The sequence below is a fragment of the Dysgonomonas sp. GY617 genome, assembly GCF_015233815.1.
In the GTDB taxonomy this organism is placed as follows: Bacteria; Bacteroidota; Bacteroidia; order Bacteroidales; family Dysgonomonadaceae; genus Dysgonomonas_A.
In genome coordinates this window covers 56753-79673 of sequence record NZ_JADCLR010000021.1, presented here as the reverse complement: position 1 = coordinate 79673, position 22921 = coordinate 56753, and the positions used below count along the sequence as shown (strand labels likewise).

The 22921-nt window shown below is 36.1% G+C and carries 18 protein-coding genes and 1 pseudogene; 10 read left to right on the top strand and 9 right to left on the bottom strand.

Annotated elements, in window-relative coordinates:
- Window positions 1-20 precede the first annotated feature (20 nt).
- The gene (locus tag IR022_RS10175; RefSeq protein ID WP_194203622.1) at window positions 21-437 is read left to right on the top strand and encodes a DUF3836 domain-containing protein; all 417 of its coding nucleotides are present in this window, start codon (window positions 21-23) and stop codon (window positions 435-437) included.
- A gap of 65 nt (window positions 438-502) precedes the next feature.
- Here the strand turns inward: IR022_RS10175 and IR022_RS10170 are convergent, their stop codons facing one another.
- Together IR022_RS10170 and cysK are read right to left on the bottom strand one after the other, a co-directional pair.
- The gene (locus IR022_RS10170; RefSeq protein WP_050708441.1) at window positions 503-1798 is read right to left on the bottom strand and encodes an O-acetylhomoserine aminocarboxypropyltransferase/cysteine synthase family protein; all 1296 of its coding nucleotides are present in this window, start codon (window positions 1796-1798) and stop codon (window positions 503-505) included.
- A gap of 111 nt (window positions 1799-1909) precedes the next feature.
- Complete coding sequence (gene cysK, locus IR022_RS10165) at window positions 1910-2857, bottom strand: cysteine synthase A (protein WP_050708440.1); 948 nt, start codon at window positions 2855-2857, stop codon at window positions 1910-1912.
- A 313-nt stretch (window positions 2858-3170) separates the two neighbouring features.
- Here cysK and IR022_RS10160 point away from each other — a divergent pair, with 313 nt between their 5' ends.
- The 4 genes from IR022_RS10160 (at window position 3171) to typA (ending at window position 8161) form a co-directional block, all read left to right on the top strand.
- Window positions 3171-4460, top strand: coding sequence for a UDP-N-acetylmuramoyl-tripeptide--D-alanyl-D-alanine ligase (locus IR022_RS10160; RefSeq protein ID WP_194203621.1), 1290 nt, complete (start codon window positions 3171-3173; stop codon window positions 4458-4460).
- 109 nt (window positions 4461-4569) lie between these two features.
- Entirely contained in the window at window positions 4570-5370 is an 801-nt protein-coding gene (locus IR022_RS10155) for a S1/P1 nuclease (protein WP_194203620.1), read from the top strand.
- 151 nt (window positions 5371-5521) lie between these two features.
- Entirely contained in the window at window positions 5522-6151 is a 630-nt protein-coding gene (locus tag IR022_RS10150; protein ID WP_194203619.1) for a hypothetical protein, read from the top strand.
- Window positions 6152-6361: 210 nt separating this feature from the next.
- Window positions 6362-8161 carry a translational GTPase TypA gene (gene typA, locus IR022_RS10145; RefSeq protein WP_050708437.1) on the top strand — a complete coding sequence of 600 codons (1800 nt, stop codon included), beginning with the start codon at window positions 6362-6364 and terminating at the stop codon, window positions 8159-8161.
- 209 nt (window positions 8162-8370) lie between these two features.
- On the opposite strand, the gene floA is transcribed toward typA, so the two are convergent.
- The 3 genes from floA to IR022_RS10130 all read right to left on the bottom strand — a co-directional run bounded on the left by floA (window position 8371) and on the right by IR022_RS10130 (window position 11427).
- Complete coding sequence (floA, locus tag IR022_RS10140) at window positions 8371-9363, bottom strand: flotillin-like protein FloA (RefSeq protein WP_082204041.1); 993 nt, start codon at window positions 9361-9363, stop codon at window positions 8371-8373.
- Between the two features lie 13 nt (window positions 9364-9376).
- A complete protein-coding gene (locus IR022_RS10135) occupies window positions 9377-9883 on the bottom strand; it encodes an NfeD family protein (protein WP_194203618.1) in 507 nt (168 codons plus the stop codon).
- Window positions 9884-10008: 125 nt separating this feature from the next.
- On the bottom strand, window positions 10009-11427 hold the full coding sequence (locus IR022_RS10130) for a tetratricopeptide repeat protein (RefSeq protein ID WP_194203617.1): 1419 nt from the start codon (window positions 11425-11427) through the stop codon (window positions 10009-10011).
- Window positions 11428-11628: 201 nt separating this feature from the next.
- Between IR022_RS10130 and IR022_RS10125 the strand changes: the two genes are divergently transcribed.
- The 5 genes and pseudogenes from IR022_RS10125 to IR022_RS10105 all read left to right on the top strand — a co-directional run bounded on the left by IR022_RS10125 (window position 11629) and on the right by IR022_RS10105 (window position 16706).
- Window positions 11629-13536 carry a glycoside hydrolase family 35 protein gene (locus IR022_RS10125; RefSeq protein ID WP_194203616.1) on the top strand — a complete coding sequence of 636 codons (1908 nt, stop codon included), beginning with the start codon at window positions 11629-11631 and terminating at the stop codon, window positions 13534-13536.
- 145 nt (window positions 13537-13681) lie between these two features.
- Complete coding sequence (locus IR022_RS10120; RefSeq protein ID WP_050708432.1) at window positions 13682-14365, top strand: hypothetical protein; 684 nt, start codon at window positions 13682-13684, stop codon at window positions 14363-14365.
- Window positions 14366-14460: 95 nt separating this feature from the next.
- Window positions 14461-15021 (top strand): cob(I)yrinic acid a,c-diamide adenosyltransferase, encoded by a 561-nt coding sequence (locus IR022_RS10115; protein WP_050708431.1) that lies wholly within the window; start codon window positions 14461-14463, stop codon window positions 15019-15021.
- A 61-nt stretch (window positions 15022-15082) separates the two neighbouring features.
- A complete protein-coding gene (locus IR022_RS10110; RefSeq protein WP_026626020.1) occupies window positions 15083-15304 on the top strand; it encodes a DUF2795 domain-containing protein in 222 nt (73 codons plus the stop codon).
- 506 nt (window positions 15305-15810) lie between these two features.
- Window positions 15811-16706, top strand: a pseudogene (locus tag IR022_RS10105) (DMT family transporter).
- Here IR022_RS10105 and IR022_RS10100 read toward each other — a convergent pair.
- From IR022_RS10100 to IR022_RS10085, 4 genes are all read right to left on the bottom strand, one after another.
- A complete protein-coding gene (locus IR022_RS10100; protein ID WP_242053202.1) occupies window positions 16687-19668 on the bottom strand; it encodes a xanthan lyase in 2982 nt (993 codons plus the stop codon). The pseudogene IR022_RS10105 and the gene IR022_RS10100 sit on opposite strands and share 20 nt — an antisense overlap.
- Window positions 19669-19731: 63 nt before the next feature.
- On the bottom strand, window positions 19732-20553 hold the full coding sequence (murQ, locus tag IR022_RS10095; RefSeq protein WP_194203615.1) for an N-acetylmuramic acid 6-phosphate etherase: 822 nt from the start codon (window positions 20551-20553) through the stop codon (window positions 19732-19734).
- Window positions 20554-20691: 138 nt separating this feature from the next.
- Window positions 20692-21534, bottom strand: coding sequence for a BadF/BadG/BcrA/BcrD ATPase family protein (locus IR022_RS10090; RefSeq protein ID WP_194203614.1), 843 nt, complete (start codon window positions 21532-21534; stop codon window positions 20692-20694).
- Window positions 21531-22700, bottom strand: coding sequence for an acyltransferase family protein (locus tag IR022_RS10085; RefSeq protein WP_194203613.1), 1170 nt, complete (start codon window positions 22698-22700; stop codon window positions 21531-21533). Before IR022_RS10085 ends, IR022_RS10090 begins: the two co-directional genes overlap by 4 nt.
- Window positions 22701-22921: the final 221 nt, after the last annotated feature.

The following is a 22921-nucleotide window of genomic DNA, read 5'->3' as shown; positions in this document are numbered from 1 at the left end:
AATCAAATAATAGTATAATCATGAAAACAATAATAGGTACTTTGGTGGTGGCATTCTTTTTATCGATAAGCAACTCCTTTGCAGGTGATAAATTATACAAGAATGTAATTGAAGATAAAGAGAAGCGTACAGTAACAACTACTGTTTGTAAAGGTGAAAACGATATGAACTTGGTTCCATTGACCGAGTGTGTTCTCCAATACAATGCAGATGGAAGTCTTAAGGAAAGAATTTCTTATAAATGGGAGTCTCGTAAAAAAGTATGGGTAGCATATCAAAAGTATATGTATGAATATGATAAGGGAAGCCTTAAAGCTATATCATATGTTGAGTGGAATAAATCGACGAAAGCTTGGGGAAACGATATTCAGTATGTAATGCATGTATATGACTCGAAAACAGATTTATTGACAGTTGCAAGTAGTTCACAAAAGTAAGAAGTTCAATAAGGTTTATCTAGTTAAAATAAAAAGAGACGTAAATTTACGTCTCTTTTTATTTATTATAGTTTCTTGAATGCCTGATCTAAATCAGCTTTAATGTCTGCAATATTTTCGATTCCGACAGAGATTCGCAATAACCCGGGAATTGCACCTGTTGCGATTTTATCTTTCTCGTCAAGTTGTTCATGAGTTGTTGCTGCCGGATGTATAATCAATGATTTAGCATCTCCCACATTGGCTAGATGACTAATCAGCTCAAGGCTGTTGATCAATTTATCTGCTTGTTCAGCACCACCTTTTACTTTGAAGGATAATACACCTCCAAAACCTTTCTTTAAGTATTTTTTGGCAAGGTCATGGTATTTACTACTCTTCAATCCCGGATAGTTTACATATTCTACTTGTGGATGTTGTTCTAACCATTCGGCAATTGCAAGAGCATTCTCTACATGACGCTCTACACGTAATGAGAGAGTTTCGAGTCCTTGAATGAGTAACCATGAATTCAGTGGGCTGATTGTGTTACCCCAGTCTCTCAGTCCTTCTACACGAGCTCGTATAATGAAGGCGATATTCCCAAATGGGCTATTAGCTCCAAAAGTATCCCAGAATACTAATCCGTGATAACTATCTGATGGTTCTGTGAATTCTGGAAATTTACCATTTCCCCAATTGAATTTTCCACTATCGATAATTACACCACCTAATGAAGTTCCATGTCCACCAATCCATTTAGTAGCACTTTCTACAACAATAGTTGCTCCGTGTTCCAATGGACGGAATAGATATCCACCTGCACCGAAAGTATTATCTACAATAAGAGGAATGTTGTGTTTATCTGCAACCGCAGCTATTGCTTCAAAATCAGGAATGTTTAAATCAGGATTCCCAATTGTTTCAAGATAAATAGCTTTGGTACTATTGTCTATCAATTTCTCAAACTCTTCAGGAGTATCATTTGGTGTAAATTTAACCTCTACGCCTAAACGTTTGAATTGGTTTTTGAATTGATTATATGTACCACCATAGAGATGTGAAGTCGAAATGAAATTATCTCCGGCTGAAACAATATTATTGAGAGCTATAAATTGAGCCGATTGACCTGATGAAGTTGCCAAAGCAGCTATACCTCCTTCTAAAGCAGCTATACGTTTTTCGAAAACATCAGTTGTTGGATTCATTAAACGGGTATAGATATTTCCGAATTTTCTCAATCCGAATAAATCTGCACCATCTTGTGCATCTTCAAATACATACGAACTTGTTTGATAAATGGGTACTGCACGCGAATGAGTTGTTGGGTCTACCTCTTGTCCGGCATGTACTTGGAGTGTTTCAAATTTATAGGTGCTCATAAATGATATGGTTAAATGGGTTATGAAAAATAGAGAGCTACTTTTACATAGCTCTCGGGTATAATATAGTACACTTTATTATTTGCAATCATAAGGTCACAGACCTTTTTCTTATAAGGGATATTCTTCAAAAGAATAAAGAACAGTCGATAAATAACGTTCTCCTGTATCAGGAAGTATTACTACTATGTTCTTACCTTTATTTTCTGGGCGTTTTGCCAATTCAGCAGCAGCATATATTGCTGCACCTGATGAGATACCAACTAATAAACCTTCTTCGCGAGCTAGAAGTCTGCTGGTAAGTATAGCATCATCGTTCTTTACTTGAATGATTTCATCAACTACCGATGCATCATAAGTTTTAGGGATAAAGCCAGCACCTATTCCTTGTATTTTGTGAGGACCTGGTTTACCGCCTGATAATACAGGTGAATCGGTTGGCTCTACGGCAACAATCTGTATTTTAGGATTGCGTTGCTTCAAAACTTCGCCTACTCCGCTTACAGTTCCACCAGTTCCCACACCGGCAACAAAAATATCTACTTGTCCATCGGTATCTCTCCAAATTTCTTCGGCGGTAGTTTTGCGATGTATAGCAGGATTGGCCGGATTTTCGAATTGTTGAAGTATAACTCCATTAGGAGTACTTTCTTTCAACTCTACAGCCTTTGCAATAGCTCCTTTCATTCCATCAGGTCCGGGAGTTAAAACAATATTTGCGCCAAGAGCTTTCAGTAAGTTTCGGCGTTCAATACTCATCGTTTCAGGCATTGTAAGAGTCAGTTTGTATCCTTTTGCAGCTGCTACAAAAGCCAAACCTATTCCTGTGTTTCCACTGGTTGGCTCAATAATAACACTGTCAGCTTTTAATATTCCTTTTTCTTCGGCGTCTGTAATCATTGCAAAAGCAATACGATCTTTTACACTTGATGCGGGATTAAAATATTCTAACTTTGCAATGATCTTTGCATCGATATTGTGATTTTTTTCGTAATTTGATAGTTCCAATAAAGGTGTGTTACCAATTAGGTCGGTAAGTTTTTTTGCTATTTTAGTCATGACCAATATATTTTTTTGTTTTATTATTAATTGATACAAAATTACGTGCTTCAAACCATAAATAAAATACCATAAATGGGGTATTTTTGCAGGGTATTTATATAAGCGAAAGATACAAAATAATACTAAGTTTTTAATGCTACATTATCAGCAATTATAGTAGCAGATTACACTTAATATTAGTCAAAATTAAAAAAAGGTTTCAGACCTTAAAAAATTAAGGAAGATTATTGCTTTTCAGGTCAACAAAATTGATCACTGAGGTGTTCCTTATCAAGCATAAGTTTTATTTATTATATCATATACGCAATTTATGGAAATATCTCAATTGTACGAAATATTTAAACAATATCCGTCAATAACTACCGATACACGCAATTGTGCAGAGAATTCTATTTTCTTTGCTTTGAAAGGTTCCAATTTCAATGGAAATTTATATGCTAAAAAGGCTTTAGAGTTAGGTTGCAAATATGCAATTGTAGATGAAGCCAAGTTTGCCGATGAGTCTCAAAATATATTTTTAGTAGATGATTGCTTGACCACGTTACAAAAGCTGGCAAGTTTTCACCGTAGCAAATTATCTATTCCTGTAATTGGGGTGACCGGGACTAATGGTAAAACAACATCTAAGGAGTTGATAACAGCAGTGCTTTCTCAAGAGTTTAATGTGTTATCAACCCACGGTAATCTCAATAATCATATTGGGGTACCACTTACTCTCTTGAAGATGACTAAAGCTCATGAAATAGCGGTTATCGAAATGGGAGCTAATCACGTAGGTGAAATAAAAACATTGGTAGAAATAGCCAGACCTAACTATGGTCTTATCACTAATGTTGGTCGTGCACATATCGAAGGGTTCGGCTCATTTGAAAATATTATAAAAGCGAAAGGCGAGCTTTATGATTTCCTGAGAGAACAAAAAAATAGTAAAATATTTATAGATAATGATAATCCATACTTAAAGAATATATCTGAGGGGATAGCTACGATAAGTTATGGTAACGACGATTCTCTTTTTGTTTGTGGAAGGGCAGTTGCAAATGATCCCTATTTAAGCTTTGTGTGGAAATTCTCGAAGAATGATCATATTGTGAAAACGAACTTAATAGGGGAGTATAATCTTTCGAATGCATTAGCGGCTGTGGCTATTGGTAAATATTTTGGAGTGAAAACAGCTAAAATATGCAAGGCTATTGAAGAATATGTTCCAAATAATAATCGTTCACAATTAAAAAAGACCGAAAAAAACACATTAATCATCGATGCCTATAATGCTAATCCTACCAGTATGGGGGCTGCATTACAGAATTTTACAAAAATGGATGTTCCCAACAAAACTCTTATTTTGGGAGATATGAGGGAGCTTGGTAATGATAGTGCAGCAGAACATCAAAAAATTGTTGATTTTATAGCTTCAAATTCTATTGATAATGCTTTTTTTGTAGGGGACAATTTTAGTAAGACAAATACAACTTATCCTTGTTTTGCTACATTAGATGATTTTACAAACTTCCTAAAAAAGAATCCGATAGAAGATCGCTTTATTTTAATTAAAGGGTCAAGGGGGCTTCAACTAGAAAAATGTGTAGATTTGTTGTAATTTTGAAATAATTTAAACTGTTCGTTACTTGGTTTAGTTATAGTGGATTAATATAATTATTTAACTTTCCTAAATAATATAAATGGGTCTGTGACCTTAAATTCCTGATATGAAGAAGTTTTTAGTCCTTAGTATTCTTACTGTTTCTATTTTATTACCATCTCAATTATTCGCTTGGGGAATGACTGGGCATAGAGTCGTGGCTCAAATTGCCGATCAGAATATTAAATCGAGTACACGTAAAAAGATTAACCAGTTGCTAAATAATATGGCTGTTGCATATTGGGCAAATTGGCCTGATTTTATCAAATCGGATAAAACAGGAGAGTATGATCATACCCATACTTGGCACTACGTGAATGCTCCGGGTAATTTGTCAAAAGAAGATTTTGTGGCTTATATTAAGAATATTCAGCAAGATAATATTTACAAAGAGATTCCTAAGTTGGAGCAGATTATAGCCGATAATGTTTCGTCTGTTGAGCAAAAAAGAGTTGCACTCTATTTCTTGGTACATCTTATGGGAGATGCACATCAGCCCATGCACGTAGGTCGTGAAGAGGATCTGGGAGGTAATCGTATTTCGGTATTGTGGTTTAGTGATAAAAGCAACCTACATTCTGTTTGGGATGGTAAATTGATTGATTATATGAAGTATAGTTATACTGAGTATGCTAATCTGCTGAATACTATATCTAAAGAGAAGAAGAAAGCCTTGGAGGCTGGAACATTAGAGGATTGGTTGTATGAATCTCATTGCCTGGCAAATGAGATTTATTCGTCTGTAAATAATGAGGATAGATTGTCTTACGACTACGCTTATAAATATACAGATGTTGTAGAATTACAATTGCAACGAGGCGGTTTGCGATTGGCGGCTGTTTTAGATCAGATATTTTCAACTCATTGATATAATCGAATGTAAATTTTCTTGTTTTTATTTTTTTTGTTAAATATACCTCATTTATGGTATTTGTAAGAATATCTAATTTCTATTCTTTTGTTAAATCTTTTAGCTAAATGATTGTTCTTCTTATAAACCTTAACAAAAAATTTATAAAATGAGAAATTTAAAACATCTATTTTGTATTGTTACAATTCTAATTATGACTTTAAGTTGTTCTGAAGAAAAAGATAAAGAGCAACAGGTTTTAAAGTTTAGTGCACAACTGTATGACGGGCGTATAAAAATAGACGCAGCACAACTTAGAGATATTTTGAATAATAAAAATGATTATACTTTATATGAAAGTATAGCTAAAAGTATTGGTGATGATTATATCTCTTATAGTGGGACGAAATTCAGTGAGTTGGTAGGTTATTCTATAAATGGTACTGATGATAAATATTTAAAAGATGAAGATGGTTTAGGTTTTTTATTTAATAAAGATGGTGTTTTTCAAGTCGATGATATGATTGTCTTTCTAGATAAAGAAAATTCTTCTTTGAAAATGATACCTAAAAGTCTTTACCCAAGCTTTAAATCAGGCTTACGTTCAGTAGGAGATAGTGATAAGATTTATACATTGCATTTTCAAGCAGATCAAACTTTAAGATGTGATGATTGTGGTGCTTGGATTTCTTGCGGCTATTGTGCTCTTGGGGGAATTGCAATTGGATCGGGAGTTTTGGCTGCAGCAGGATTATTAGAATTAGGAGCATGTGTGCATTGTGCAATGCATTTTTGGTGAAACTAAATTATAAAGAGAGTATGATTTCTAAGCCAAATTTTAATATTTCAAAATCAAAAGTAATAATTGCTATTATTTTGTTTATATTAGTTATTGTATTTATTTTGTTGAAAATAAAAGGAATCTTATGAATTAAATATCGACAGTATTCTCATAGAATGAGAAGATTGTCGATATTTTGTTGTATCTTTGCAGCCTCAAAAAATAGGTATGCAAAATATTAGAAATATCGCGATCATCGCACACGTTGACCATGGCAAGACTACAACGGTAGATAAATTATTACTTGCCGGGCAGCTTTTCAGGGACAATCAGACTGCGGGTGAATTAATTCTAGACAATAACGACTTGGAGCGAGAAAGGGGAATAACTATCCTTTCTAAAAACGTTTCGATAAATTATAAGGGAACAAAAATCAACATTATTGATACTCCGGGTCACGCTGACTTTGGAGGAGAAGTAGAACGAGTATTAAACATGGCCGATGGCTGTTTATTGTTGGTTGATGCCTTTGAAGGTCCAATGCCTCAAACTCGATTTGTACTTCAAAAAGCAATCGAAATAGGTTTGAAACCCATTGTTGTAATAAACAAAGTAGATAAACCCAATTGTCGTCCTGATGAAGTGCACGAAATGGTTTTCGATCTGATGTTTAGCTTAGATGCTACAGAAGAGCAACTTGATTTTCCTACAATCTACGGTTCAGCTAAAAACGGTTGGATGTCGAATGACTGGAAAACACCAGCAACAGACTTTACTGCGTTGCTTGATGCTATTGTTGAGCATATTCCTGCTCCCGAAATTCTACAGGGAACACCTCAGATGTTGATTACATCACTTGATTATTCAAAATATGTAGGTCGTATTGCTATCGGACGTGTACATCGCGGCGAAATAAAAGAAAACATGGATGTTTCTTTATGTAAGCGTGATGGAACGATTGTAAAATCTAAAATCAAAGAATTGAATGTCTTTGAAGGTTTAGGTAGAGCAAAAGTTTCGTCTGTACAATGTGGTGATATCTGTGCATTGATTGGTATAGAAGGTTTTGAAATTGGTGATTCTATTGCAGATATTACTAATCCTGAACCTCTTGAGCCTATTGATATTGATGAGCCAACAATGTCTATGTTGTTTACGATTAACGACTCTCCATTCTTTGGAAAAGACGGTAAATTCGTTACATCTCGTCATATATATGAGCGATTGATGAAAGAATTGGACAAGAATCTTGCTTTACGTGTAGAGCCTACCGAAACAACAGATTCTTGGATTGTTTTTGGTCGTGGAGTATTACACTTATCAGTATTGATCGAAACAATGCGTCGCGAAGGATATGAGCTTCAGGTTGGACAACCTAAGGTTATTATCAAAGAAATTGATGGTGTGAAATGCGAACCGATTGAACAACTTACAATAAATCTTCCAGAAGAATATTCAAGTAAGATTATTGACCTTGTAACTCGTCGTCGTGGTGAGTTGACAATGATGGAATCGAAAAACGAAAGAGTATTCTTAGAATTCACAATACCTTCGAGAGGAATTATTGGTATCAGTAATGCTGCTTTGACTCTTTCTGCAGGAGAAGCTGTTATTGCTCACCGTTTCTTAGAATTCCAACCTTGGAAAGGGGATATCGAAAAGCGTCAGAATGGTTCTATTATTGCAAGTGAATCAGGTAATGCTTTTGCTTATGCTTTAGATAAACTACAAGATAGAGGACGTTTCTTTATCGAATCTCAAACCGATATTTATATGGGTCAGATCGTAGGAGAGCATTCAAAAGAAGGAGACTTAGTTGTTAACTTGACTAAATCAAAGAAACTTACCAACGTGCGTGCTTCCGGAACTGATGATAAAGCAAAGCTTGTGCCTGCTATTATCTTTAGTCTAGAAGAGTCTTTGGAATATATTAAAGAAGATGAATATGTAGAGGTTACGCCTTCTGCAACTCGTCTGCGTAAGATATATTTGGATGAGAACGAACGTAAACGTTTTACTAAGAAATAAGAAGATTTACATTCTAATATATTAAAAGCCCCTGAGATAATTTATCTCAGGGGCTTTTAAGTTTTTGGTACAACATATCTGATAGCTAAAAGCTAATATCAAAGCTATAGAATGTAGTGTTATTGTAAAGAGGTTTGCGTAAATATAAAAAGGGTTTGAGATTATTATTCTCAGACCCTTTTCTGTATTGTAATGAATGGTGTGAACCTTTACTTCTTATCTGTTTTACCACCTCCAGAGTTGCCTGTTGGACGTGCGATAGAGTCGCGCATGTCGGTGTCAGCTTGGATGTTTTGCATTTTGTAATAGTCCATTACTCCTAAATTTCCACTGCGAAGGGCTTCTGCCATTGCAATAGGTATTTGAGCTTCTGCTTCTATTACTTTTGCACGAGCTTCCTGAGCTTTTGCTTTCATCTCTTGCTCTAGAGCAACAGCCATTGAACGACGTTCTTCGGCTCTTGCTTGTGCAATGTTTTTATCTGCTTGAGCTTGGTCTATTTGAAGTACTGCACCAATATTTTTACCTATGTCGATATCCGCGATATCAATAGATAGAATTTCGAATGCAGTTCCTGCATCCAGACCTTTCTTCAAAACAAGTTTTGAAATAGAATCAGGGTTTTCTAGTACAGATTTGTGACTTTCGGATGAACCGATAGATGATACTATACCTTCGCCTACACGAGCTAAGATTGTTTCTTCACCTGCACCACCAACTAGCTGTTTAATGTTGGCACGCACCGTTACACGGGCTTTAGCGATCAGCTGGATACCATCCTTAGCAACCGCAGTTACAGGAGGGGTATCAATTACTTTTGGGTTTACCGACATTTGTACTGCTTGCAATACATCACGTCCGGCAAGGTCAATAGCTGTTGCCATTTGAAATGTTAAGTCGATATTTGCTTTAGATGCAGATACCAATGCATGTACTACCTTCTCGACGTGTCCACCTGCTAGAAAGTGGGCTTCCAGTTCGTCACGAGTAATATTTCTAAGACCTGCTTTATGAGCTTCGATCATAGCATATACGATGGTGCGTGGCGGTACTCTACGTAATCTCATCAGAAATAACTGAACGAGTGATATACGTACGCCTGCCGATAGGGCATTGATCCATAAAAAGAATGGAACGTAGTAGAAAAAGATGAGTAGAAGCACGAATGCTGCTAATGCAATTGTAACTACGAGAAATGGCATAATTATAAAATTATTAGTTAATACTTGTTTGATTTTCTAATTGAGGTACAGATTGTACCATTACACTTGATTTTTCTATTTTTACGATTTGCACGTTTTCTCCTTCATCAATAAATTCGCCAGTAATAGATTTTACTTCTACGATATATTGATTGTCGAACTCGGCTTTCCCAATCGGGTTGAGACGGGATAAAGTAATACCAGTCTGTCCTATGGTGAGTTGTAAAATTTCTGTTTGATCTACAGTTGCATCAATGTCCGTTTTTAGTGCGATATGATTCAGGGCATTTGATTTGAGTATAAATAAAAAGGCAGCGATGGAGATTATAATGTTTGCTGCAATGGTTATATATCCCGCAGTCTCATTTATATAATAGAATGCATAGGCAATGCTGCCAATAAGCATAAGTCCTCCTGCAATGCCTGCTATTGTTATTCCCGGTAATAGAAAAATTTCTGCTGCTAAAAGACCGACACCTAGTATAATCAAAAAAACGATGATGATAATTTCGACTGTCATATATTAATATTAGTTTTAAATGCGTTTTAGGGTTTCAAACATTTTTGTTTCTGAACGGTCTAAAAAAAACAAAGATGGTTAAAGCTGCCCGAAATAATAAATATGTTATACTGCCTGATTGGATTTTACCGTAAGGCTTTGATCTCTTCATTGCGAGCCTTGATATCTAAATCTTGAACTTCGTTGTAAAGCAGAGATTGTCTATTTTCCAGATTCTGAATTACGCTGGCTAAAGTTGAACGTTGATTGCCTGATACATTTATATATTCAGTTCTTTTATCCTCTAAGTCCTTTTCAGTTGCTTCTAATGCTTTTCTTTTCTCATTAGCTTCAAAGTAAAGGTTTCGTGCAGTAGAACTTTTGAAATCTGTATATGCATTATAAGTGTATCTATCGTCAATTACAAATGTAAAGTCTGAGACTTTCTTCTCAACTACTGTATTTTCTTTTCTAGCTGTGGCAATGAGACTTGAGTAGTTCTTACCTGGTCTCCAGGTACTTTTGATAGAAGCTATTTTTGCTCTGTTTTCTTTGTATATCTCGTCATCACTTTCCACTAGCGTCACTTCTTCGTTAGGGATAAAAGTATAGACACATACTCTTCCTTCGGGTTGAAAGCGATCTGTTGCAAACCATCCTATGCCTTTTTCTTCATCGAATACATAAAGGTAATCATTTGCTGTTGAGTTAAAAGGCATATTTAGTAATTCGGGTGTTAGATAAGTATCATTATTCAGATTGTATCTGGTTACATAAATATCATATCCTCCTAAACCGTTTTCGTCTTGTCCAGCAAAGTAAATTGTAGAACCATCAGTTAAGACGAAAGGATAATTAGTGTTACCCGTAAGACCTAAGTTGTTATTTGATATTTTCTTTTCGTTGCCATATCCATTTAGGAGTTTATCCATCGAAAAAAGACTCATCTTATTATTGGTTGGTTGCCCAAAATAGATTTTTGAGCCTTTTCCATTTATATAAACTGTAGATTCTATTCTTCTGTCTGCATCAAAAATATCATTAAAAGCAGCTAGTGAACCTGCATCTGATGATAATTTATAAGCCGAAAGGAAAGCATCTTTATTTACAATCAAACTATCGATAATTTGGATGTCTTCAGTTCTGGATATTGCCCTCTGTAGTTTATCTAAATATTGGTTACGAGTGCCTAGAGTTGTTTCCTTTTCTTTCGGTCTGGCTTTTGCATATCGCTCATATTGTTGTTGAGCTTCGCTAACTCTATATTGTTTGATGTAGATATCACCCAGATACAAATACGATTCCGGTAAATTGCGCTTAGCGGCAATCAGTAGGTATTCTTCGGCTTGTTTGATGTTTCCACCTGTTTCAAAGATACATACACCTAACCAAAGATTGAGTGACGGATCGGTCGGTTTGCTGTTGTGCTCTCTTTCAAATACAGGTAAAGCTTTAGCAAAGTCGTTATTTTTATAGTCAAGTTTTGCCTGCGCCAAATCTTTAGTAGTTTGAGCATTTAAAGCGAAGCATAGGCAAAGTGATATTATCAGGCTGATATATTTCATATGATATACCGTTGGTAAAATATTAATTAATCAAAGATAAAAATAATCTCGGAATGGTCTCTACTTTGAGCCTTGTTTTAATCGCTCTTTAGGCTGGAGTCGGCTTATTTGATACATTAAAATTTCGTTTTTCATTAAAAGTACTGTAAATTTATACCATTCAAAAAAATAGTAGAACACTGATCTCTTAATATAATAACCATGAATAAAAAAACGATCTTCTTTTTATTAACCCTTTTTCTAATGAGCCCTTTGGTGATCAATGGGCAGGCAAAACACACCTTTGAAATTAAAGATGGAAATTTTGTCTATGATGGAAAACCGATTCAGATTCATTCGGGAGAGATGCATTATGCAAGAATACCGCATCAGTATTGGAGACATAGACTTCAGATGTTGAAAGCAATGGGGTTAAATGCTGTTGCCACTTACGTCTTTTGGAATGCTCATGAACCTCAACCCGGTCAATGGGATTTCGAGGGAGATAATAATTTGGCAGAATATATAAAAATAGCAGGAGAAGAAGGTTTGATGGTTATTCTACGTCCGGGTCCTTATGTTTGTGCAGAGTGGGAGTTTGGAGGTTATCCTTGGTGGCTTCAAAATGTGGAAGGAATGGAAATCAGACGAGACAATCCTCAATTCTTGAAATATACAGAAATTTATATCAATAGATTGTTTAAAGAGGTTGGACATCTTCAAATAACCAAAGGTGGTCCGATCATTATGGTTCAGGCTGAAAATGAGTTTGGCTCTTATGTGGCTCAACGTAAAGATATTTCATTAGAGGAGCATCGTGTTTATAATGCAAAGATTGTGGCTCAGTTGAAAACAGCAGGATCAGAAGTACCCTTCTTTACATCTGATGGTAGTTGGTTGTTCGAAGGAGGTTCTACTCCCGGAGCTTTACCTACGGCTAACGGAGAGAGTAATATTACTAACCTGAAGAAGGTGGTTGATAAGTATAACGGAGGACAAGGTCCGTATATGGTAGCGGAATTTTATCCCGGATGGTTAGCTCATTGGGCTGAGCCTCATCCTAAAGTGGATGCGTCTAAAGTTGCAAGACAGACTGAGGAGTACTTAAAGAATGATGTGTCTATCAATTATTATATGGCTCACGGTGGTACCAATTTTGGTTTTACAAGTGGAGCTAACTATGATAAGAATCACGATATTCAACCCGATTTAACAAGTTATGATTATGATGCACCAATAAGTGAAGCAGGTTGGGTAACACCTAAGTTTGATTCTCTTAAGAATGTAATTAAGAAATATGCAAAATACGATATTCCGGAAGCTCCAAAGCAAATACCATTGATTGAGATTCCTTCTATCAAACTGACTAAAGTGGCTGATGCTTTAAATTTTGCAATGAAGCAGGAGAAAGTTGAAAGTCAAAAGCCATTGACTTTTGAACAATTGAACCAAGGTTACGGATATGTTCTTTATTCGAGACATTTTAATCAACCAATTAGTGGAACATTAGAAATTACAGGGTTACGTGATTATGCTATTGTATATGTGAACGGCGAAAAAGTAGGTGAGTTGAATCGCTATTATAAGAACTATTCAATGGAAATTGATATTCCGTTTAACTCTTCTCTGGAAATATTGGTCGAAAATATGGGACGTATCAATTATGGAGCAGAGATTGTTCATAACAATAAAGGTATAATAAGCCCTGTTCAGATCAATGGAATGGATATTGAGGGAGATTGGGAAATGTATAAACTTCCGATGAGCGAAGCTTCTACAATGGCAAAGATTGGAAAGTCGGAAGCTTTAGATAATCTTCAAGATACTAATAGCAAATTGAATGCTAAGCTAGCAGGCAGACCTGTTATTTATGAAGGTACTTTTAATTTAGCTGAAACTGGCGATACTTTTATTGATATGTCTGCTTGGGGTAAAGGTATCATCTTTATCAACGGTAAAAATATTGGAAGATATTGGAATGTTGGTCCACAACAAACTTTATATATACCCGGAGTTTGGTTGAAAAAAGGAGGAAACAATATTGTGATCTTCGAGCAGCAAAATGATGAATTGAAGAAAGAAGTAAAGACAGTCAAGATTCCAATCTTGCACGACTTGAAAGCTAAATAAATTCAATTGATAAGAGATAAAACAGAAAATAGAGTATATCAGACTAAAGATATTACTCTATTTTTTATTTTTTTGCAGGTTAGTCCTGTTTTGAGTTTTGATTGTTGCAATAAGATTCTATTTTTGTGGAAATTTATTAAACCCTATGCCTAAAATATTTCGTTTGTCAAAAGCTGGTGTAAGATTGTTGTTTAAAGTACGACATCACAAAGGGCATGGCATACACTCTCCTTTTGTTTTCAGCTTTATCACTAGAGTGATTGAAGAAAAAACACCTTACCATGCTTATGAGGATGTTCGCAATCACATGAAAGATTTTCCAGCCTTATCTTTTCAGGAGAATAAAACACATCGTTTATTATTCAAGATTGTTAATTATTTCAATCTAAAGCAAATTCTTGAATTGGGAGGAGGTATTGGAGTTCATACTTTATACATGACCGCGACGGCTTCCGATATCGAATGTTTGAGTGTGGAACTTACTCCATCCAAATATAATCAGGCACAAATGCTTTATAATGAGTGGGATCGTAATATAATACAGTCAGAAGAGCCATTTCCTTTAATAAACGGAAAAAAAGATTGTATCTTCGTGAATCTTAAAAATTACAATGTCTCTCATAATGAACTGGTTATCTATTTGCTGTCTTTGGTACACAAAGATTCTGTAATTATTATTGATGGAATCCGAACAAATAGAAAGCTACAAACGTTATGGAAAATGTTAGTTCAACAAAATGATGTAATAGTGTCTTTAGATTTATTCCATCTTGGAATATTATTCTTCGATAAAAAATATTACAAACGAAATTACAAACTCAGTTTCTGAGGTTAAGTTCTCAGACCTTTTATTCCTTTGAATAGAGTGATAACTAAGATTAGCTATTGTAGAATATAGTAATAGATATTTAACATTACTTATTGATGAAAAAAAGTTTAGTATATACAAAAACAGGAGATAAGGGAACTACCGGCTTAGTTGGTGGGATGAGGGTTCCTAAGTCACATGTAAGGTTAGATGCATATGGTACTATCGACGAATTAAATTCGTTTTTAGGATTGCTTATTTGTGAGATAAAAGAGGAAGATATTCTGAAAGTACTTTCTTTCATTCAGCATAAATTGTTTACTGTGGGATCGTATCTGGCAACAGAGACAGAGGCCATTTCTCCAAAAGCTGCCAGTATTATAACCGATGAGAATATTGCATTGTTAGAAAAGGAAATGGATCGCATGGATAGCGAGTTACCTTCACTTAGACAATTTGTATTGCCGGGAGGAAGCGAAGCTGCAGCCAGAGCTCATATTTGTCGTACAATAGCACGTCGTGGAGAGCGTTGCATTTACCGAGTTAAGGAAGATTATCCAGTGGAAGACAATATTTTAAAGTTTGTGAATCGCTTGTCTGATTACTTCTTTATCCTTGCCCGAAGAGAATGTAATAAGAATGGAAAGGAAATTTTCTGGGATACTACTTGTTCCTAAGGAATATTCTGCTATTTTTGCCGAAAATAAGAATTAAGAGAATTATAATAAATACATTACTATGTACTGGACACTAGAATTAGCATCGAAATTGGAAGATGCACCATGGCCTGCTACTAAGGACGAGTTGATTGACTATGCTCAACGCTCGGGTGCACCGTTGGAAGTTATAGAAAACCTTCAGGAATTGGAAGACGAGGGCGAAATTTTTGATACAATCGAAGATATTTGGCCAGATTATCCAAGTAAGGAAGACTTTTTCTTTAACGAAGACGAATATTAAACCTAAAAGGTTGTAAGGAGCTTTACAAAGAAGCAGATATAGAAGAGGGGAACGGAATTTATATTCCGTAGCCCCTTTTTTGTTTTTTATTATTATATTTAGGTTTCTAAAAGTTATACTCTAATCAAAGGTTTACTTTTTAAATTAAGGACTATGAGACAAACAAGATTTTTCCTAACGAAGACGAATAATAAGGAGAGCAATAACTGCATTGTTTCGATGGTAAGTAAATTACTCTTTTACTCGGGTATTGTGATTCTTATGTCTGCCTTTATTTATATGATTGGTAATCTAGCTAAAGCTGATTCATTTGTCAGTATATGGCTTGTTTTCGTGATAACTGGAATATTTTTTATTCTATCAAGTGTTTTGATCAGTAAGGATGGTTTATTTAAAAGATTATGATAAGCGATTAACTTCGTCATTTCCCTATATAGAAAGGCTGCCCTTTGGGTGGTCTTTCTTATTTATATAGATTATCTTTGCTCGATTTTTAGAACAGAAAGATGAAACAGGCATTTATTAAGCTGCACCTATCCATCCTGATAGCTGGGTTTACGGGAATTTTTGGCAAACTAATTTCTCTCAATGAGGGATTGCTGGTTTGGTATCGAATGCTTATAACTCCACTTCTTTTATATGCACTCCTTTGGGCTACAAAAAAACTTCCAACTATTCCAAAGCGTGAAATCTTCAAAATTGGAGGAGTGGGCTTATTACTAGGTTTACACTGGATATTCTTTTATGGGAGCATCAAAGCTTCGAATGTATCCATAGGCGTTGTTTGCTTCTCGGTAGTGGGCTTCTTTACTGCTGTGCTTGAACCTATGATTAACCGACATAGAGTTTCTTATAAAGAGCTTCTTTTTAGCTTGATTACTCTGGGCGGTATTGTCTTGATATTTCAATTCGATAGTCAGTATCGGATGGGGATTATTCTAGGAGTTATATCCTCTGCTTGTGTGCTTTGTTTACCATTATGAACAAAAGGGTAGGGGTGCGCCATAGTTCAACAACGATGTTGTTTTATGAGATGATTGGCGGCTTTGTTTGTATGAGTCTTATTCTTCCGTTTTATCTCTATTTTATTCCCGTTGAAACTTTAATGCCGAGTATACCCGATTGGATATATCTAGTACTGTTATCTACTGTGTGTACCATTGGGTTGTATCTTTTACAGATACAGGCACTAAAGCATATTTCAGCTTTTACGGTCAATCTTAGTTATAATCTAGAACCTATATACAGTATCATCCTCGCTATAATCATCTTTGGTGAAGCAAAGGAGCTGACTCCAGTTTTCTTTATCGGTTTAGGTATTATTATGTTGTCTATTCTGCTACAGATGATCAGTGTTTCCCGTAGCAGAACAGCTAAGGAACTTAATCCTTCCGAAACATAAAAGATAGAATACCTTTCATTAGATCGTTTCGTTGATCTTCCTCCTCAATAACCTCGAATGGAAAGCCAAGTACACATGTTTTGTAGTTTGTTTGTGAAGCTACTCCTGCGCTGAGGTTATTATCCGAATATCTGTAAATTGTATAACTGTTTTCTCCTAACGGCTCTAAAGCATCGGGTGCTTCTACACCATATGACTCTGTATTGGGTTTGTTGTAGAAATCCATTTGACCTTTAAACATCGGGAATGGAGATGTTACATATTTTACATTACCTGCTGTTGTTGCGGCTAGACCTACTCGCCATCTGTATTTTAGAATATTAGATGCAAACGCCAAATCTTCATCTAGTACATTTTCGCTATTCCAAAGATCAGAACCTACAAATGCCCCACTAACAAATATATTACCACCTTGTTGGCAATAGGCTGTTATTCTTGTTTGAAGTTCTTTAGGGAAAGTTTTAAAATCGGGAACAAAGTATCCTCTGCCTATATTGGTTTGTCTTTGTTTACCAAGAATCAAATCAACAAGTTGATATTTGGCAAGCTTTGTTTGTCCGTTAATAACAGCATCACGACTCGAAGATATAAAGGAATACCCTGCTTTAAGTATCGATTTGCCATGGAGAAATGGGTAATCGAAAGTGTTTCCTGCTACCACCGTTGTTTCATAATCGGAGTTACTACCTCCAAAACCGGGAGTATCATTTCCCATATAGGGTATATCCCTTCGGAATTCATACTGACTTCCGGTATAATTATATTGATTTTTGTCAGGTACTCCATGATCTATGGCATCCAGAAAACCTGCAATACTATCTTGAGCGGTAAAGCTTATAGGGGCTGATATACGATCGAATCCGTTCACAACGAGAACATTTCCTTTTTCGTTAGATTTTCGCGAAACAGATAATATCTCTGAAGGAAAACTTTCACCTCCATCATTTACGGCTGCTACTTTAAAACTATATATCTTATCCTTTTCAATTGACACTTGAGCATTGCTGTAAGGCACTATTTCGCCATTGTCAAAGTCTCCGTTATCAACTCGCATGTAGATTATGTATTTAGTTGGCTTAGCTGTTGGCTCTGTACTGTCTAATGTCGGAATCCAATTTAGACGGACTTCGGTATCACCTACAAATTCTAAACTAAAACTAGTTACGGGTAATGGTTGCACCACATAATCATAATCGTACTGGTGGGCTACAAATTTCAACATTCCTTTATAAACAGAACGGCTCACTATGAATTGAAATCGGGGATCGAGACCATAGCGCATATCGGCAAAGTTTTGATGCGATAATAATTCAAGTAGCATAGTGGGAACTTCGGGTACGCGAGCCTCACTGTAAGAACGATTCCATATGGGTCTGCGTGTCCACTTAGGTTCATAATTCTGGCGAATATCTTTTATTACCTCATCTGTAATCATATCTGCTAAATGCCGGGAGGCCAGACGAGGTTTTCCGTTCTCAAATTTTTCGTCGTTGAAGTGTGTCATGCAAATACCTAAAGTTCCTATAATAGAATCGTTAGGTGTAGTTCCTGCATCAGAGTGAAAGGCCATTGCCAGATCGATAGGGATATTCAGTCCTCCTTTTTCGGGCAAAACACTAGAACCTCCAGCAATGTAATTAACCCAGAAACCACGACTCTGAAAATCGTCCGAATAGTCATTCTCTCCTGCGGTTCTACTATAAACTGTATCGGGTACACCTGCCCATTGCAACCAATAGCGCGCACCTTCTGTATATCGGGGGTAATTACTGATAGTTGGTTTATAGGTAATCGTATTAGTTTCGTTATTAAGTGGCACGCGAGCAATATTACCCATACCTCCGCCTATTTTAACAGCATCAGCAGTAAGGATGCGTCCCGATTTTTGGCTTTTATTCGAAAGTACAACTTTACAATTGTCATTCATGCCCTCTTCGAAACTAAAGTATCCGAGGAATATCCATGTACCTCCTCCCATTTTCTGGTTTATCTTGAATTCGGTTTCTCCTCCAAGGTGGTGTACTGTATAAAGCGCATCATCTGTACTATTCTCTACTGTCTGATAAGAAATATATACACCATACTTTCCCGCCTCAGGAATATTGGGTATCCATTCGCAAAAGCTTTCCTTGCCTTTCGATATAGTTGGTATTTCTCTGAATGTACCCATCTTAAAAGGGTTTTCTCCTACCTGATAATTTCCTTTAAAGTTTGCAAATCCGGGAGCCTCTCCATCATCCCATTTCTCTTTGCCTTTTCTTTCTTTATATGTTGATTGGCTTTTATTATGATCGTTGTCTATAATAATTTCATGCAATTGAGTATCACGCTCGCGAGGCAGAAGTACATTTGCGCCTGCATTTTCTAACATAGGTACAAGATAGGGTAGTACATAGCTTTGTGTGTACAAATCTTCTACGGTTTGGAATATTCGAGCACGTTGCCATTGCCACTTGCCTAGCTTTTGTTCATAGTACCAACCGTGACTTTGCCAAATGGCTAGATGGTGTCCTAGTAAACCTCGGTCTGCTTCGAATGGACGGGAGGTGTTTGTTATAAGAGGTTTATCTAGTTTGTTGGCGAATCGATCATTTAGAGATGAAGGTACATAATCTTCTATTTTGTATTTGTCGGAGAAGATAGCTAAAGAGTAACTTGCATATTCTTTAGGCAGGCGTTTTTTTACTTGTGCATAAATCGTAGTAACATTCTTCTTTCTAAAAGGTATATACGACAATTCTACTCCTGCATATATATTAATTGTTTTCTTTACTATTCTTATAGAGTCTATAGCTATTGGTCTTCCTGCTACTTCCTGGCGCGCAGTAGAAGTGAGGTATTGACTGATGTTGGCTATTACATTTTTAGGAAGGGTTTGTGCATTGAGATCATGAATAGATAAACATGAGATCAAAATAAATAGTAAGGTTGCTGACCTGTTTATTATTTTGGAGAAATTCATTCTGTGCAGAATTTAGGTTTGATTAATAAAAAACAAATACAAGACATTAAAACATCTAAGACCTTATTTATGTTCTGCCCGATAAGCATCTATGGCACTTTTTACTGAACCATGTAATAACAGTAGTCTGTTGGCTTCATCGTAATTTAGTCCTAGCTCATCTATAATCATTCGTGTACCTCGGTCTACTAATTTGGCATTCGATAATTGCATATTCACCATGCGATTCCCTCTAACTCTGCCTAGTTTTATCATGGTAGCGGTGGTAATCATATTGAGTATCATTTTTTGTCCCGTTCCCGATTTCATCCGCGAACTACCCGTAACAAACTCAGGGCCTACAATCATTTCTATGGCTGTTTCGGCTTCCTGTGCAATGGGTGAATCAGGATTGCTGGCTATGGATGCAGTTAGTATTCCATGTTTGTGACATTCGCGTAAAGCTCCCACAACATAGGGAGTGGTACCCGATGCCGCAATGCCTATTACCGTATCTTTCTCGTTGATGTTGTGAGCTAGTAACTCTTTCCATCCGGCTTCGGTGTTGTCTTCTGCTTTTTCAACCGGATTGCGTAATGCTGTATCTCCTCCTGCAATCAGACCGAAGACAAGAGTTTTTGGCATACCGAAAGTAGGCGGTATTTCCGAGGCATCCAATACACCCAAACGACCGCTTGTGCCTGCTCCTATATAAAATATACGTCCGCCTTGTTCCATGCGCGGTACAATTTGAGAGACTAGTTTTTCTATCTGGGGAATTGCTTTTTCTACAGCTAGTGCAACTTTCTTATCTTCGTTATTTATATCAATGAGAAGTTCTTTGACCGACTTTTTTTCTAAATCGTCATATAACGAAGGTTGCTCTGTTATTTTTCTAAAGGTCATAATCAGCTTTGTAGTTAATCTTATGGATATCTAGGGTATCAAGTACAGGTCAAATATTAATATCTATCTTATAAGATGGGCACATTTAAGGTCGCAAATAGACTCAAATTTATCTGTCTTATTTTGCTTTCTGTGCCCTTATTCTAAATGAGAATGATACCTGATAAGTCCTTCCATAGGAGACTTTATTATTGTTGTAATCTCAATATTTAGTTCTTTGGCAACTTCTTTTAATAACTCTTGGTAATGAAAAGCAATCGAACCTGTAAAATGAATCTCATTGTTCATATAGTCATATTGCATTATGTTTCGTAAGAAGAAGTCCTTAAAAGCATTATATACCAACTTGTATATTGTTTGATCCTCAATGTTCTCTATGAGGAATACAGATAGGTTTGCCAGAAAACGATTAGCCATAGGCTGTTTATATACCCTGTCTAATATAATGGCAGGAGTTAGTTCAAATTGGGTGAGAAATTTTTCTTTTAATCCTTCTGTCAGTTGATTTTTGAGGCATGCCCCTAATAGAAGCTTTCCTAATACGGCACCACTACCTTCGTCTCCTAAGATATATCCGAGTGGAGATATATTACTAACAATCTCTTTCCCATTATAAAAGCACGAATTTGAGCCCGTACCCATAATTGCAACTATACCTTCTTTGTTGTTGCATAATCCTTTAGCTGCTGCTAATAAGTCGCTCCCGATATAGATTTCGGAAACATTGATATTATCGGCTATTGCTAGGCGAACGATTTCGTTCTTCTCTGTAAAAGCGCAACCTGCTCCGTAGAAATACACTTTGTCAATAGAATAACCTTTTAATTCTGGAACCAAAAAGGATTTTAATTCTTCTCCTATTTCTTCGCGCGATCGAAAGAAGGGATTGGCTCCTCTGGTATAAATTTGTTTTATTTTTTGTCCCTGATCTATCAAACACCAATCAACTTTTGTTGATCCGCCATCTGCCAGTAATATCATATCTTTATATAGATTTTTCTTTTGTATAAAATGTTTCCGATAAACCAGTTTACAGCTACAAATAAGAGTGCAAAAACAAATGAACTCAAGTAATCGCCCAAACAAGGAAGAAGAACCTCATTATATATAAATCCATGTAGACTGATGGTTTCACTATTGTATGTAAATGTTATATTACCAACTAAAATAGAGAGGACTCCTGCCAGAACATAAATAAACAGAGGGTTTACACCGAATGATTCGAAGAATACACTCCATCGTTTATACCCTTTTATGTCGATAATCCAGATAAGTAGTGCCAAGAAACTCGAGGCTAAACCACAAGTGGCAAGAAGAAAGGTTGGTGACCATATTTTTTTATTGATTGGGCATCCATAATCTAATAAAAAGCCGGCAAATGTAAGTATTGTTCCGAGAATAAATAAACGGGTGATTCTAACCTGATTGTCTTTTACTTCCATCAGGATTTTACCACAGCAGAAACCAACTAATACATGACAAACTGCTGGGATAGTACTTAAAAATCCCTCCGGGTCAATTGCTATACCTACATCTTTATATACATGATTGACACCGAGAATAGCTCGGTCTACGACTGAGATTATATTATTTTCGCTGAATTCGAACCCATTACCAAACAAAAGAAGTAAAAAATAGGCGAAGAGGGTGACGATGATTATATAGGGAATGTATTTATGTTTAACAAATATAGCAACCAGAGAGGTAATACCATATGCCAGAGCTAACCGTTGCATTACTCCTAGGATTCGTATATGTTCCATATTGGTAATGGATTGGAAGAATCGTTCAAAAAAGCCCATATCGCTGTCCGATAAACTTCTGAAATTACTGCACGACAAGCCAAACCATGCTAAGCCCAAGCCAATAAGAAAGATGACTATAGTACGTTTAATGATTTTTTGAACGGTTGCTTTGCTATATTCAAAATTGAATTTGCGGAGGGATATATAGGTTGAGATCCCCATAATAAACATAAAGAAAGGGAAAATAAGGTCTGTCGGGGTCAATCCATTCCACGCAGCGTGTTGTAGTGGGGCGTAGATAGAACCCCATGAGCCTGGATTATTTACCAGAATCATTCCTGCGATGGTTATCCCACGTAAAATATCCAGAGAGAGTAGTCGGTTAGATGCTTGTTGAGTCATAGTCTGTTATCTTAAGGTCTGAGACCTTCTTATTGCTCAAATAAATTAATAGCAATAATAGGTTATAACAATTAAATACGGCAATGGATAGTTGCAAATATCTAGTATTCTAATAAATATAATATTTCCAGGATAATTTTACATTTTTATTCCTCAAAGTAGAATATCCTAAGATTTATTTTTTCAGAGCAAAGATAAGTTTTAGAAAGCTACTCGCCACC

Bases quoted from the DNA above. Each gene is read 5' to 3' on its own strand.
- murQ (WP_194203615.1), bottom strand. From the start codon at position 20,553: ATGACCTTTAGAAAAATAACAGAGCAACCTTCGTTATATGACGATTTA.
- IR022_RS10155 (WP_194203620.1), top strand. From the start codon at position 4,570: ATGAAGAAGTTTTTAGTCCTTAGTATTCTTACTGTTTCTATTTTATTA.
- IR022_RS10150 (WP_194203619.1), top strand. From the start codon at position 5,522: ATGAGAAATTTAAAACATCTATTTTGTATTGTTACAATTCTAATTATG.
- IR022_RS10175 (WP_194203622.1), top strand. From the start codon at position 21: ATGAAAACAATAATAGGTACTTTGGTGGTGGCATTCTTTTTATCGATA.
- IR022_RS10100 (WP_242053202.1), bottom strand. From the start codon at position 19,668: ATGAATTTCTCCAAAATAATAAACAGGTCAGCAACCTTACTATTTATT.
- floA (WP_082204041.1), bottom strand. From the start codon at position 9,363: ATGCCATTTCTCGTAGTTACAATTGCATTAGCAGCATTCGTGCTTCTA.
- IR022_RS10115 (WP_050708431.1), top strand. From the start codon at position 14,461: ATGAAAAAAAGTTTAGTATATACAAAAACAGGAGATAAGGGAACTACC.
- cysK (WP_050708440.1), bottom strand. From the start codon at position 2,857: ATGACTAAAATAGCAAAAAAACTTACCGACCTAATTGGTAACACACCT.
- IR022_RS10090 (WP_194203614.1), bottom strand. From the start codon at position 21,534: ATGATATTACTGGCAGATGGCGGATCAACAAAAGTTGATTGGTGTTTG.
- IR022_RS10160 (WP_194203621.1), top strand. From the start codon at position 3,171: ATGGAAATATCTCAATTGTACGAAATATTTAAACAATATCCGTCAATA.
- IR022_RS10120 (WP_050708432.1), top strand. From the start codon at position 13,682: ATGCCTAAAATATTTCGTTTGTCAAAAGCTGGTGTAAGATTGTTGTTT.
- IR022_RS10130 (WP_194203617.1), bottom strand. From the start codon at position 11,427: ATGAAATATATCAGCCTGATAATATCACTTTGCCTATGCTTCGCTTTA.
- IR022_RS10110 (WP_026626020.1), top strand. From the start codon at position 15,083: ATGTACTGGACACTAGAATTAGCATCGAAATTGGAAGATGCACCATGG.
- IR022_RS10085 (WP_194203613.1), bottom strand. From the start codon at position 22,700: ATGACTCAACAAGCATCTAACCGACTACTCTCTCTGGATATTTTACGT.
- IR022_RS10170 (WP_050708441.1), bottom strand. From the start codon at position 1,798: ATGAGCACCTATAAATTTGAAACACTCCAAGTACATGCCGGACAAGAG.
- IR022_RS10125 (WP_194203616.1), top strand. From the start codon at position 11,629: ATGAATAAAAAAACGATCTTCTTTTTATTAACCCTTTTTCTAATGAGC.
- IR022_RS10135 (WP_194203618.1), bottom strand. From the start codon at position 9,883: ATGACAGTCGAAATTATCATCATCGTTTTTTTGATTATACTAGGTGTC.
- typA (WP_050708437.1), top strand. From the start codon at position 6,362: ATGCAAAATATTAGAAATATCGCGATCATCGCACACGTTGACCATGGC.